The organism is Candidatus Paceibacterota bacterium, assembly GCA_035530615.1.
Taxonomy (GTDB): domain Bacteria; phylum Actinomycetota; class Actinomycetes; order Nanopelagicales; family Nanopelagicaceae; genus QYPT01.
The window spans coordinates 333,706-347,326 of record DATKUL010000002.1; the positions used below are offsets into that span (position 1 = coordinate 333,706).

Here is a 13,621-nt window from a genome sequence, read left to right on the forward strand (position 1 = left end):
TGATGTCAAACATCAGCATCCAACTTATAAATCTCTTTGCGGCATTTCTCCTCATGTTGGCATTCGCCATGCTTGCACAGCGCCGCGTATTGAATCTCGTACACATCTATGCACTTCAGGGTTTCACAGTCGTTGCTGCTACGAGTGTGGTGGCGTATGTGACTCATCAGGACCATCTCTATTTCTCCGCAGCGATGACGCTTGTTTTGAAGGTATTTTTCATTCCGTGGGTGCTGCATCGATTGATCAAGCGGCTGAATGTGCGGTGGGACGTCGAAACGCTCATTAATATTCCGAGCACAATGCTCGTAGGAATAGTCCTTGTCGTGTTTGCTTTCAATCTTGCTCTGCCAGTGTCAAAACTCTCATCCTCCGTGAGTCCAGGAACACTCGGCATCGCTTTAGCCTGCGTACTTTTATCGTTCATGATGATGATTACTCGATCGAAAGCAATTCCACAGGTGATCGGCTTCCTTTCGATGGAAAATGCCCTGGTATTTGCTGCGACTTCTGCGACATATGGAATGCCGATGGTCGTTGAATTGGGAATTGCTCTGGACGTCCTGGTGGGAGTCTTCATCCTTGGGCTGTTCATGTTTCAGATCCGTGAACAATTTGAAAGTCTAGATATTTCCCACCTTGAGAATTTAAAGGAGGGGTAATGAGTCCACTTATCCCGGTTCTTGTGACCCCTCTACTTGGATTTGTAGTCCTTGCGGTAATGGGCCATCGAGTACAAGGTCGAAATGTCAATGTTGTTTTTAGTTTCGGGACATTTCTCGCGGCATCGATATTGACTGCCCGGATCGTGTCAGATGGACCAATATTTGCATTAGACAGTCAATTCTTCATTGACTCGCTCAATATTTTTCTAGTCACCCTTACTGCCTTCATTGGATTCACAACTTCCCTCTTCTCTCGACCGTACATGCGTATTGAAGAAGAGCGCGGCAAGATGACCCCTAATCGCATGCGTCTCTATTTCAGCATGTATCAACTCTTCAGTTTCTGCATGTTGTTAGCCCTCACTACGAATAACATGGGAATTCTTTGGGTTTCCATGGAGGCAGCGACACTGACGACAGTTCTCCTCGTTTCGGTCTACCGCACACCATCGAGTCTTGAAGCGGCGTGGAAGTACTTTATTCTGTGCGGAGTTGGTATTGCGCAAGCTCTGCTCGGCACAATCCTTCTCTATATGGCTGCACAGCGAGTTATTCTGGAAGGCGAGAATCCACTCCTGTGGACCAACCTCAACGAAGTCAAGTTCTTACTAAACCCGGTCATCATGTCGCTGGCCTTCGTTTTCCTTTTTGTTGGCTACGGAACTAAAGTCGGGCTCGCTCCACTCCACAACTGGTTACCTGATGCGCATGCGGAAGGTCCGACTCCGATTTCTGCGGTCCTTTCAGGATTGCTCCTTAATGTTGCTCTTTATGCAGTCATTCGCTGCAAAGTTCTCACAGACGGGGCTCTTGGCAACAATTTTGCGGGACACCTCATGGTGGGTTTTGGTCTGCTCTCAGTCCTCGTCGGAGCATTCTCGCTGCTTCGGCAAAGGGATATTAAACGGATGTTCTCTTACTCATCAATCGAACACATGGGGTTGATGACTTTTGCTTTCGGAATCGGTGGACCCATTGCCAATTTCGCGGGTTTGTTACACATGACAGTCCATGCACTCACAAAATCTGCAATTTTCTATGCAGTGGGTCATGCCGCGCAAAAGGCCGGCTCGCAGATCATGGAGAACATACGCGGGCTCATTAAAGTCAGCCCCACAGTTGGCTGGGGACTGATGATGGGCACTCTGGCAATTCTGGGTATGCCACCATTTGGAATATTTGCCAGTGAATTCCTCATTTTGACCAGCGCCATGCGACAGATGCCATGGGCCACACCGATTCTCCTACTCGGACTTGGCGTCGCTTTTGCGGCGATATTTAGTCGAGTCCAACCCATGGTCTTTGGCGAAACAACGATGAAGCGATTGCCCCACTCGCCAGCTTTGTTACCAGTTTTTCTTCACCTCGGAATTGCCTTAATGCTTGGGTTGTACATTCCGGGATACCTTGAAACATGGTTCCTCCAAGCCGCGAAAATTATTGGGGGATGAATTAATGAAATTCGATGAGCTTGAGTTGAAAATGGAGGAGATGCGTTCGCCATTTCGCATTCGCCGCACGATGGTGAATGAAGTGGTGTGGGAAGAGTGCGCACTGGCCATCGCACAAAATCATGGGCAGTTGGTAACACTATGGGCCAGCCAGAAAAGTTCTAAGAAATTCGCCGTGACTGCGATCTATTCGTTGCAGGGGGAAGGTCTTCTCTGGCTCGAGCTACTTTTGCGCGAGAACGAAGTTTCATTCCCAGATATTTCCGGACTTTTCCCAAGCGCAATTAGAATGCAGAGAGCAATACGTGATCTCATTGGAATTGTGGCTAACGGAAGTGGAGATGATCGACCTTGGCTCAATCATGGGTTCTGGCCAGATGATTACTATCCACTTCGCAAAGATCTCTCGGGATTGGAAGTGCACGATGAAGGGACTGCGCAGGACTACCACTTTGTTGAAGTAGCAGGTGATGGTGTTCACGAAATTGCGGTTGGTCCTGTACACGCAGGAATTATCGAACCCGGGCATTTCAGATTTTCGGTCGTAGGAGAGAAGACACTTCGCCTGGAGGAGAGACTGGGTTACGCGCACAAAGGAGTAGACAAGGTTTTTGAGCGGATGGAGCCCATCGAGGGATCTCGTCTGGCAGGTCGAATATCTGGGGATTCAACCGTCGCATATTCTTGGGCGTATTGCATGGCTCTCGAATCTGCGTGGAATTGGAATGTCCCCGACAGGGCTCTCTGGATCCGGGCCATCATGCTGGAACGAGAGCGGATTGCAAACCATCTGGGTGACGTGGGAGCGATTGCAAACGATGCGGGATTTGCCTTTGGACTCACTCAATTTATGCGATTGAAGGAATTGTGGCTAAGGGCGAATAAAGAGATATTTGGGCACCGATTCATGATGGATTGCGTTCTACCTGGTGGTGTGAAAGCCGACATTTCTCTCGAATCTATTGCAAAGATTCGCGAGCAAATAAGAGCGTTTCGATCTGGAGTGGAGCGCTTACGTGCTATTTATGACGATCATTCAGGTCTCCAGGATCGATTCATGCACACCGGAATAGTCGATAACGAATTGGCACTGCGACTAGGTTTGACCGGTTTGGCTGGCAGGGCCAGCGGAGTTTCTCACGATGTGCGGGTCGATTCGAAGTCATTTCCCTACACTCAGCTTGATGTAAATGTGGCTTTTCATGAAGATGGCGATGTAGCCGCCCGTGTGAGCGTGCGATTTGATGAGATCGCTGACTCCTTACGTTTGCTAGAACAAATACTCGAAAGATTGCCTGCGGGTGAAATGTATTCCCCGTGGACGAAAGCCCAGCCATCTGGATCGGGAGCTGGGTGGGTGGAAGGATGGCGCGGAGGGGTGTTTGTTGCTCTCTCGATTGGGAAAGGTGGCAAAGTGGAGAGATGTCATGTTCATGATCCTTCTTGGCAGAATTGGCCGGTCCTTGAATACGCCGTCATTGGTGACATCGTGCCCGACTTTCCTCTGATTAATAAATCATTCAATCTCACTTACTCGGGGCATGACCGATGATGTGGGAAGTACTCAAGCAGATTGCTAAGACTGGAATCGCAACTGAGACACCACCTGTAGCAATGGAAGTTGAAGCGAGCCACATTCATGATGAGATTCTTAAGATTCTTGGACGGGCATTGACTATCCGCGAAATCGATGCGGGAAGTTGTAATGGGTGTGAACTTGAATTAAATGCACTGGGTAATCTCTATTACAACCTAGAAGGACTCGGGATAAAATTTGTTGCGAGTCCTCGTCATGCGGACATGCTTTTAATTACTGGACCGATTTCCAGGAATATGTCCACTGCCCTATCTATGACGTATGAAGCAACTCCTTCACCCAAGCTGGTGGTTGCAGTAGGGGATTGTGCTATCAATGGAGGAATATTCGGTGAAAGTTATGCGACTATCGGCGGGGCATCTAAAGTCTTGAACGTCGATTATGAAATACCGGGGTGCCCGCCAGAACCGATCGTTATTCTGCAAGGAATTCTCACTGCCGTCCGCTACAAATTAGAAAATCGTACTAACTAGCTTCATCCCGCCAAGATTTCCAAAGACTGGCGTAGGGACCATTCGCAATCATTAAGGCGTCATGCGAGCCCCACTCTGAAATCTTTCCATCCTCGATAACAACAATAATGTCGGCATCGTGCGCGGTTTGAAGTCGATGCGCGATCGCAATCACGGTTCGTCCATGTAGGACCGCACTGAGGGATGCTTCTAGATGTCTGGCGGATTGTTGGTCAAGGAGCGAAGTCGCTTCATCGAGGATAAGAGTGTGTGGATCGGCAAGGACCAATCGAGCTAGTGCAATTTGTTGGGCTTGGGGTGGGAGTAGTCGGGCACCGCCCACTCCCACTTGAGTGTCGACCCCATCCAATAATTCTTCGACCCACCCCTTTGCATCTACGGCGCCGAGTGCATCCCACACTTCCTCATCGCTGGCTTGAGGGTTGGCAAGACATATGTTCTCCCGCAATGTCCCGACAAAGATGTGGTGTTCTTGGGTTACCAATGCGACATGAGTTCTCGCCTGTTCTACTGGAAGATAACCAACTTCCGAGCCGCCGATGGTGACCGTTCCAGTTCGTGGTGGCGAGATGCCAGCGAGCAATTTGCCAAGTGTGGATTTACCCGCACCGGAGGGGCCAACGATGGCTACTCGAGTTCCGGGCTGAACAAGGAAGGAGATTCCGTTGAGGACATCGCGTTCTTTTTTGTAACCATATCGGATCTCATCTGCACGAACTTCATAACCGTCAGGCTCTGATTCGCGAATTTCACGTGCTTGTATTTCGTGAATCCCCAATAGCCGGGAAAGAGAAGCCTTTCCGCCTTGTAGTTCGTCAATCCACCAGAGGATGCCCTCTAGGGGATCGATGGCCATCTGAGCGTAGAGGAGGCAAGTCGTCACTTGCGCAATTGTCATGATCCCTTGATTGTAAAAGTGATCACCAACGAGAAGGACTACGCCCAACGGGAAGACGTAGCTAGCTTCGACGAAAGGAAACCAGGCGGTCCGAAGACGCAATGTGTAACGCTCCCATTCGATCCAACGACCAAGAGCTGAGTCACTTCGCTCTATTCGATCCTCACCCAGGCGCAACGCATCAATTGTTCGTCCTGATTCAGCTGACTCGACCAGCACTGAGTTCATTAAGGCGTAAGAAGATGACTCGACACGGTAAGCCTGTGGTGATTTACGCAAGTATCGTCTAGTCACCGCGTAGATGACAGGGAAGCCAATCATCACCACTGCTACGAAAATTGGCGCTGTAAATCCAATCGCGAGAAAGATGCTTGCGATCTCTACCAAACAGATCGTGATAATCGGGAAAGCATCGCGAACCGCCCACGTAATATGATCAATATCGGTGGTAGTTCTGCTGAGGAGTTCTCCACTTCCTGCTCGCTCCACAACATTTGGCGGAAGTTCAACCACTCGTTCAAGAAACCGCTCCCTCAGAGAAGAGAGTACGAATTCACCCAAGACTGAAGCTTTTACCTTTGTCCAGTACGAGAAGACTGTCTGGACCACAAGTGCGGCTCCGGCGACGATTACCGTCATGGATATGTTTGCATGGCGCGGATCTTTTCCCAATTGGCCAAGTAGACTTCCGAAGGCGCGAGGAATTACCAAGGCTGCGGCGACCGTCACTAATTGAAGACCCGCGACAAGCATGAATCCACGTTTGTGTTTTGCAATGAGTGCAATCATCTCTTTATTTACGGTTTCGACACTTGCTATAGGAAGACGAGATGAGGACTTTTCGAAGCCGAAATTAGTGTTGATGCGCTCAGTATTTGGAGGCGGAGAGCGAAACGCACTTGGCGGCAGATGAGCCTCGCTTACCGGTTTGCCTCTCATGCACCCCTCATAACCAGATCGCGGTATTTCTGCGATCTTTCCAGCAATTCATTGTGAGTTCCTTGCTCTTGCTTTTCGCCGTTAAGAATGAGTTCAACCCGATCGGCACGATCAAGAATGAGTGGTGAATTGGAGAAGACAACAGTGGTGCGACCATTTCGTATTTCGGAGAGCCGCTGAGCAATTCTCGTCTCAGTATGAGCATCCACAGCGCTGGTCGGATCATCAAGGATGACAATGGGGGCATCAACGAAAAGAGTTCTGGCGAGAGAAAGGCGCTGACGTTCCCCACCGCTGAGGGTTCGACCACGCTCCACTACTTCAGCCTCGAGGCCCTCTCCTTCTAGTGAATCGAGGATATTGCGAGCTGAGGCTGCATCAATCGCTTGGTCAATCGATAATCGTCCAGAGTGGGGGACGGCAAAAATCGAACCAATCGTGCCGGACAAGATCGCAGGCTCCTTCTCTTGCGAATAGATTGTTCGTCTTATGGCAGTCCTTGTGAAGGCGGTAAGTGGGCGATCATCGATAGTAACTCGGTCTGCATCAATGTACCCACCGAGGCGGTCGCAAAGTTCATCGGATATTAAGGGATTCTCGCTCACTATTACCAGAAACTCGCCCGATCTGATTTCAATTCCGGAGATTAGGTCTCGTACTACGCCCAGAGAGTTTGGTGATTCGTCCACGCCCCAGGTATTTACAGGGGCAACCGAAAGAAGACTTATGACTCGACGTGCGGAGACGATCGCGGAGGTCATGCGCTGCGCTGTTTCAGTCATCACCCTCAATGGAAGGACAAGGAAAGCGCTGTAACCATAGAACGATAGAAGTTCGCCAATTCTCATTTTTCCATCAGCTACCAGGCTTCCTCCAGCAAATATGACGATAAGTATGAAGAAGCCCGGCAGAACAATTTGGAGTGCTTGGAGGAGGGAGCGAGTCTTGGCCGTCCTTACGGCGGCTGCTCGTACATCTTGCGAAGCTAATCTAAACCGCTCGATGAAGGTGTCTTCGCCACCGATGCCTCTTAAGACTCGAAGGCCGGCGACTGTATCTGCGGCCAAATTTGTCGAGTGGCTTAATTTTTTTCGCTGTTCGGCTTCGCGCTCTTGTAGTGGACCGATGATGGGTGCGATGACTAGAGCCATGATTGGAACACCAGCGATCACGATCATTCCGATCGACGGCGATGAGCGGATGAGCATGATTGAAACAAATATGAAGGAGATTATGGAGCCAATGAGGCGGGGAATATTGTCAAAACCTCTGGCCATTCGCTCTACGTCATTGTTATTGACGGAGACGACTTCGCCAGTCGAAATGAGTCGCGGTAGATCGGCGCCAAGTTCCGAGGCTTTGCGGGCGATGATCTGTTTCATCCGTGTGGCAGTGATGATCCAACTGGCTACGGCCCAGCGGTGGCGAATGACGCTTGCGATGGATTGCGTGAAGCCTAAAGCGAAAACAATGGATACCCATTTCCTAAGAGCAAACTCATCATGATCAGAAATTGCTTGCACGGCTTTGCCCAGGAACCCAGGCATGACCGCCAGGGTGAGAGTGCTCAGGACTCCAAAAACCGCGCCAAAAAGAATCACTCTCACTTGATTGCGGGCGAGCCAGAACAGCAGCGCAGCAGGGGAGGATATCGCTGGATTTCCGGGGTCGTGAAATGGCACAGCATCCATCGGAGATCTCCGACGCAGTTGTGAGACATACGTAGTCAACATTGACATAACCTCGGAAGAATACTCTTTCGCGTGGAATCGGCGCGCACTATTAGTAGGATAGCCCCCACCTTCAAAGGAGAATTTGTGCCGCTATTTGACCTCAACCTCGAACTCAATGGGACCAATTTCATTAAGGAAGACGAGAGAACTGGAAAGCCAAGTAATCTTTTCTGGCCTTGGTGTGGCGCAAATATTTCTCTTCTTGCACTTTCTTTCGGAGCCTTTTTTCTTGGATTTGGGATTTCGGTGGCCCAGGCATCTTTAGCGGCTCTTTTTGGAGTTGTTCTCTCATTTCTCCTCGTCGGAGTGAGTTCACTTGCCGGCAAGAAGTCGAACGCTCCGACTATGACGCTGTCACGGGCTGCTTTCGGAGTCCGCGGCAATTTCGTACCGGGCATACTTTCCTATCTGATCTTTGTTGGCTGGGAAACAATTCTCGTTTCATTAGCTACCTTGGCAACGGAAACCGTATTGGCTCGACTAGGGCATATTGATCATAATGTGGCTCGGATTATTGGTTTTTCGATAGCGGCCGGACTAACCGTATTTGGCGGAGTACTTGGGTTCCACGTAATTATGAAACTCCAGAAGTGGTTAACGATTGTTACTGGGTTGATGACTCTCGGATATATCGCTCTGACTTTCAAGCACATTGATTGGACAATGGTTTCGTCAATCCCCAGCGGAAATCCGCAAGCATTCATTGGGGCGATGATTTTTGGTATCACGGGTATTGGACTGGGATGGGTGAATTCGGCCGCTGATTATTCACGCTATCTTCCGCGGACTGTTTCCAGTCGGGCAGTTGTAGGTTGGACCGTTTTTGGCTCGTCCCTCGTACCAGTAATTTTGGTTATTTACGGGTCACTTTTAGCCGGTAGTAGTAAAGATCTCAGTGAGAAGATCGCAATGGATCCAATCGGAGCACTCACTACCCTTCTTCCTACCTGGTATCTGATTCCCTTTGCGATTGTGGCGGTATTGGGTCTTATTGGTGGCGCCATTCTCGATCTGTACTCATCCGGACTTGCCTTGGTTTCCATTGGACTTCCTGTCCGTCGGCATGTGGCAGCATCCATAGATGCGTTGATTATGCTCTTGGGGACGATTTATATTGTTTGGCACGCGAGCGATTTCATTGGCCCATTCCAAGGTTTTCTCATCACCTTGGGTGTGCCGATTGCAGTTTGGTCTGCGATTTTTGTGGCAGATGTAGTGATGCGCAAACGAAATTATGCGGAATCTGAACTATTTCTCCCATCTGGAAGATATGGGTCATGGAATCTTCGTTCCATCTTTCTTGTACTAATCGGATCGATAATTGGGTGGGGTTTTGTGACAAATCCTTTTGCATCGTGGCTCTCATGGCAGGGTTACTTCATGGACGCGATCGGCGGGAAAGAAGGCCCATGGGCCTACGCCAATCTCGGTGTAATTTTCTCACTCATTGTCGGATTTTTCGGCCACGTCATCCTCGCTCGAAAGGCTATTCAGAGGCAAGAAAGTACCCCGTACCTTGAATCAGATCGTCAGTAGGAGAAGGTTCCTATTCTGGCTTTATTGAGGTTGCCTTTCGTAAAATTCCCAGTCCAATAAATGCTGAGAGTATGGCGGAGATAATCAACCCTGTTTTCACTTGAGAGAGTTGAGTAGGGTCCTTCATCGCCAAATCGGCGATAAATAGGGAGACGGTAAGTCCCATGCCACCAAGAGCCGCAACTCCGGCAATTTCTTTCATTGAAACAGCGCCGGGCATTCTCGCAATTCCTATTCTCACGGCGAGCCAGACAAAGAGGGTTATGCCAATGAATTTACCGACTACTCGCCCGATGATAATTCCCAAGGAAATTGGGGACGTAATCAAGGTTTGAAGAGATGAGAAATCTATTGTGACTCCGATATTTGCCAGAGCGAAGACTGGGATTACCAAGTAGCTGCTCCAGGGGTGTATCCAATCAATCAAACTATTCAGAGGAAGCTTGGTTCGAGTTGGAATGATCCATGCAAAAAGAACCGCGCCGATAGTTGAGGCAATTTTAAGTGGGCTAAGACCATCAGAGTAGAAAACACCTAAGACCAAAATAGAGCCGAGATCATCGGCAATCGCCAACGAGAGTAAGAAGATTTTTAGAGAAGGATTGATTCGCGAACCAAGAAGTGTCAGTGCTCCCACCGCCAGCGCAATATCAGTTGGCATAGGTACTGCCCACCCAGCAGAGCCGTCGCCTCCCTGGTTTACCAACGCATATATGAGCGCAGGAAGGATCATTCCGCCAATTGCGCCGAGAACGGGAAGCGCGGCCTTTTTGGGGTCGCGAAGTTCTCCGTGGATAAACTCTCTCTTGATTTCCAAACCCACCAGAAAGAAGAAGATACTCATGAGGCCTTCGTTGATGAAGGCCTCTCCGGGTCGCCAGAATTCTTCATACCCGATCTTGAAGGGGGAGTTGGCGCATATAAGGGCGATGACCGCAGCCAGGACCAATACAATTCCGCCGGAACTTTCTATTGCGATAAATCTGCGAAATGTCTGAGGGATTCTTCGAGGCACGCCTAAGGGTATCTGTATTTAATGTCGTGGCGTCTCCATGACTCGACACGTTAAGGTTTCCCAATGCCTGAAAGTGAACAATCGCGATTTTCTAGATTGAAGAATGCTGCGATACCCAAAGAAGGCGCAATTCGGGTCTTAAGTTTGGCTACACTCATCAATACTTTTGGCAACGGCCTTTTTGTGACTATTGAGGTTATCTATTTCACCTTTCACGTGGGTCTCACTCCGACGCAAGTTGCCCTCGGACTCTCCATTGGTGGAGGGATTTCACTTCTCTTTGGTGTTCCTGCTGGCCACATTGCCGATCGATTCGGTCCCCGTGACATCACGGTTTTCGCCTATATTTCCGAGGGCCTCGTCTTAATAACTTTTATCTTCGTGCATTCATTTTGGCCCTTTGTATTTGTCTCCTTACTTGCAGGTGCTACGGGAGCAGTAAGTGGAGCCTTGCGGATGGCAATGATTGCGCAGTTCGGTACTGGTGAGGAGAGAGTCAGGATCCGGGCCTATACGAGGGCGGTTACCAACTTGGGAATTGCACTCGGAACGGTATTCGCGGGTGTCTCACTTGCCATCAATACCAATGCTGGTTACGTCGCCATGCTCGTTCTTGACGCGATTACCTACTTTGCCGCGGGATATGTGTGGCACAAGTTGCCATATGTAGCGCCAACGGTGGCAAGAGGTGAACCGATTACCTTTAATGCGTTTCGGGACCGTAAATTTCTCACCGCTACGGCTTTCAACGGCATCATGTCTCTCCATTTTATTCTTCAGAATGTTGCGATACCTCTCTGGGTTGTTCAGGAGACTTCAGCTCCTCGTTGGTGGGTTGCCGTGATCATGTTGGTTAATACAATTGCAGTTATACTCTTTCAAGTTCGTGCAAGTAGAGGTGCAGGAGATATCAACACGGGTGCACGTCTCTATGCAAGGGCCGGCGCGTTGATCGCGATATCGTGTTTGATTTATGCGCTTTCTGCTGGTGTTTCAAAATATCTGGCATGTGCACTCTTGCTACTTGCAATGCTCGTTCACGTGGCGGGGGAGTTACTTGGATCGGTCGGATCTTGGAGCATAGGTTTTGGGTTAGCCGATCAGAATCACCAAGGTCAGTATCAGGCAGTGTATTCGCTCGGTTCGGGAGTTGGAGGGGCTTTCGGTCCGTCCATTGTCACTGCGTTGGTAATCGGGTTAGGAAAACCCGGTTGGGTTGTTCTTGCAATTATCTTTTTCTTCACGAGTCTGGCTATGAGAAGACTAGTTACCGGCTCTTGGATGAGGAACTAGAAATAATGAAGAACCTTCCTAAGGGAAATGTCATGGTTGATAGGCAGATAAGCAATTGTTAGGAAATTCTTCGCTTGAATAGTCAGGCATCGCGACCTACTCTTTAGTTATGAACATTGCCTTAGTCATCATTGCAATCCTTACAGTTTTAACTCTTGGGCGGGTAGTCTTCCTCGACGCCGAAATTAGGACGCTTGATTCAGCAGGTTTGAGGTTTGGCAGACTAGTCAAGGGATGGCAGGCCGGGCACATAGCCGATACTCCACCGCCGCCGAACATTGTTGAGGCAGAAATAGAGTACGACTGGCTGGTGAATGCAAGAGATTCCAAGAAGGAGAGTCGCACCATATGGCTAGGGACATCGGCGCTGCTCGTAGTGCTCCTCGTTAGCGCGATTATTCAGATCGCGCGAAACTAGTTGAGCATCGCTTCATTTTACTCATCAGACGAAACCTAAGGAGAGATCGAAACCTGGAGAAAGTTATTGCGGTATCTGGGTCGGGGCGTGCTCGGCCGCACGAGCGATATTTCGCTGCATTCCACCGAAGACCAGTCCATGGAAGGGTTTGATCATCACCCAATAAAGTCCACCAGCAGGGCCGTGTGGATGGAATAGGGCGCGTTGGCGAAAAAGAGTTTGACCCTGGTCATCCTTTTCAATGATGAGTTCTAGCCAAGCTAATCCCGGTAGGCGCATTTCCGCTCTCAAGCGGAGCAAATGATTCTCTTCGAGATCTTCAACCCGCCACCAGTCAAGAGCGTCACCAATGACAAGATCAAAGGCATCCCTGCGACCTCGACGAAGTCCTGGTCCACCAACAAATCGATCGAGCACTCCACGGGTCCACCAACCAAGCCTCCATGAATACCATCCGTGTTCGCCGCCAATGCCTTCAATAATGTGCCACAGTTGCGCTGGCGCGCACTTGACCATTCGCACTCGTTCATCAACGTAGAGGCCTCCACCCGCCCAATCTGGATCGGTCGGCAGAGGGTCACTCGGCGCGCCAATGTGCGAAGCCGACGCCCACCGAGTGGTGACGCGGCCATCTTGAATTCGTTGGAGTGCCAGATCTACTGCTGTACAAAAGTCAATGAGTCCCCCCTCCGGGTCTGGGATGTATTGAGAAATATCATGTTCTTTACAAATAACTTCGTTCACAAGGCTCTCCATGAGCGCTTGAGCGATCTTCTTAGGAACCGGAGTCACTAAGCCCACCCATTGACTTGACAGCGATGGCGTCATGAACGGGAGCGAAATGATCCGGCGTGGCTTATAACCCGATGCTTTTGCATAGAGGACCATCATCTCTCGGTAAGTAAGTACATCTGGTCCTCCGATGTCAAAACCGCGGTTGATCTCCGGCGGCATTTTCGCGGATTTGACAAGGTAATGGAGGACATCTCTGACTGCAATTGGCTGTATCCGGCTATCCACCCAGTTGGGAGTAATCATGATCGGCAAACGCTCCGTGAGGTAGCGGAGCATTTCAAAGGAGAGCGAACCAGAACCGATAATCACCGCAGCGCGCAGTACGGTGGTGGGCACACTGCTAGACAGCAAAATATCGCCCACTTCTTTCCTCGACTTCAGATGAGGACTCAACTTCGCTTCTTTGGGGTAGAGACCACCTAGATAGATGACTCGCTCTACTTCAGATGCCGATGCCGCTTCCGCGAAATTGTGCGCATTAATGCGATCGAGAGATTCAAAAGTTGCTCCGGCTCCAAGCGAATGAATCAAATAGTAGGCCACGGTCACCATGGAAAGCGCAGGGGGAAGAGTCTCCAGATCAGAAGGATCGCCATAGACAATCTCAACACGATCGAACCATTCTCGGTCGGCAAGGTGCCGTGGTTGTCGTGCCATAACCCGAACTCGATATCCAGCCGCCAAGAGTTCTGGAACCAAGCGACCACCGATATATCCCGTGGCACCCGTAACAAGTACGAGTTCACCCTTTGGGTTGGAAAATCCACTCTTCATAAAAATTCCTCAGAGGAACCATCGATCGTGACGT

Annotated in this window: 11 protein-coding genes; 7 read left to right on the forward strand and 4 right to left on the reverse strand. The window is 49.8% G+C overall.

Annotated elements, in window-relative coordinates; translation table 11 throughout:
* Positions 1 to 2: 2 nt before the first annotated feature.
* From VMW30_04665 to VMW30_04680, 4 genes are read left to right on the forward strand one after another with little or no spacing between them, the layout of a single operon-like run.
* Positions 3 to 662: a formate hydrogenlyase gene (locus tag VMW30_04665; protein ID HUW87653.1), complete on the forward strand. Its 660-nt coding sequence runs from the start codon at positions 3 to 5 to the stop codon at positions 660 to 662.
* The gene (locus tag VMW30_04670) at positions 662 to 2,116 is read left to right on the forward strand and encodes a hydrogenase 4 subunit F (protein ID HUW87654.1); all 1,455 of its coding nucleotides are present in this window, start codon (positions 662 to 664) and stop codon (positions 2,114 to 2,116) included. Before VMW30_04665 ends, VMW30_04670 begins: the two co-directional genes overlap by 1 nt.
* Positions 2,117 to 2,120: 4 nt before the next feature.
* On the forward strand, positions 2,121 to 3,668 hold the full coding sequence (locus tag VMW30_04675) for an NADH-quinone oxidoreductase subunit C (protein HUW87655.1): 1,548 nt from the start codon (positions 2,121 to 2,123) through the stop codon (positions 3,666 to 3,668).
* Positions 3,668 to 4,186: a formate hydrogenlyase gene (locus VMW30_04680; protein HUW87656.1), complete on the forward strand. Its 519-nt coding sequence runs from the start codon at positions 3,668 to 3,670 to the stop codon at positions 4,184 to 4,186. Before VMW30_04675 ends, VMW30_04680 begins: the two co-directional genes overlap by 1 nt.
* Here VMW30_04680 and VMW30_04685 read toward each other — a convergent pair.
* Both VMW30_04685 and VMW30_04690 read right to left on the reverse strand, forming a co-directional pair.
* Positions 4,179 to 6,023 (reverse strand): ABC transporter ATP-binding protein, encoded by a 1,845-nt coding sequence (locus tag VMW30_04685; protein HUW87657.1) that lies wholly within the window; start codon positions 6,021 to 6,023, stop codon positions 4,179 to 4,181. The genes VMW30_04680 and VMW30_04685 overlap by 8 nt on opposite strands.
* The gene (locus VMW30_04690; protein ID HUW87658.1) at positions 6,020 to 7,756 is read right to left on the reverse strand and encodes an ABC transporter ATP-binding protein; all 1,737 of its coding nucleotides are present in this window, start codon (positions 7,754 to 7,756) and stop codon (positions 6,020 to 6,022) included. The genes VMW30_04685 and VMW30_04690 overlap by 4 nt, the downstream gene beginning before the upstream one ends.
* An 84-nt stretch (positions 7,757 to 7,840) precedes the next feature.
* Here VMW30_04690 and VMW30_04695 point away from each other — a divergent pair, with 84 nt between their 5' ends.
* Complete coding sequence (locus VMW30_04695; GenBank protein ID HUW87659.1) at positions 7,841 to 9,292, forward strand: cytosine permease; 1,452 nt, start codon at positions 7,841 to 7,843, stop codon at positions 9,290 to 9,292.
* Between the two features lie 10 nt (positions 9,293 to 9,302).
* Here the strand turns inward: VMW30_04695 and VMW30_04700 are convergent, their stop codons facing one another.
* A complete protein-coding gene (locus tag VMW30_04700) occupies positions 9,303 to 10,307 on the reverse strand; it encodes a Na+/H+ antiporter NhaA (protein HUW87660.1) in 1,005 nt (334 codons plus the stop codon).
* Positions 10,308 to 10,370: 63 nt separating this feature from the next.
* Here VMW30_04700 and VMW30_04705 point away from each other — a divergent pair, with 63 nt between their 5' ends.
* Together VMW30_04705 and VMW30_04710 are read left to right on the forward strand one after the other, a co-directional pair.
* On the forward strand, positions 10,371 to 11,600 hold the full coding sequence (locus VMW30_04705) for an MFS transporter (protein HUW87661.1): 1,230 nt from the start codon (positions 10,371 to 10,373) through the stop codon (positions 11,598 to 11,600).
* 109 nt (positions 11,601 to 11,709) lie between these two features.
* A complete protein-coding gene (locus tag VMW30_04710) occupies positions 11,710 to 12,018 on the forward strand; it encodes a hypothetical protein (protein HUW87662.1) in 309 nt (102 codons plus the stop codon).
* A gap of 63 nt (positions 12,019 to 12,081) precedes the next feature.
* Here the strand turns inward: VMW30_04710 and VMW30_04715 are convergent, their stop codons facing one another.
* Positions 12,082 to 13,587 carry an SDR family oxidoreductase gene (locus VMW30_04715; GenBank protein HUW87663.1) on the reverse strand — a complete coding sequence of 502 codons (1,506 nt, stop codon included), beginning with the start codon at positions 13,585 to 13,587 and terminating at the stop codon, positions 12,082 to 12,084.
* Between the last annotated feature and the right edge of the window lie 34 nt (positions 13,588 to 13,621).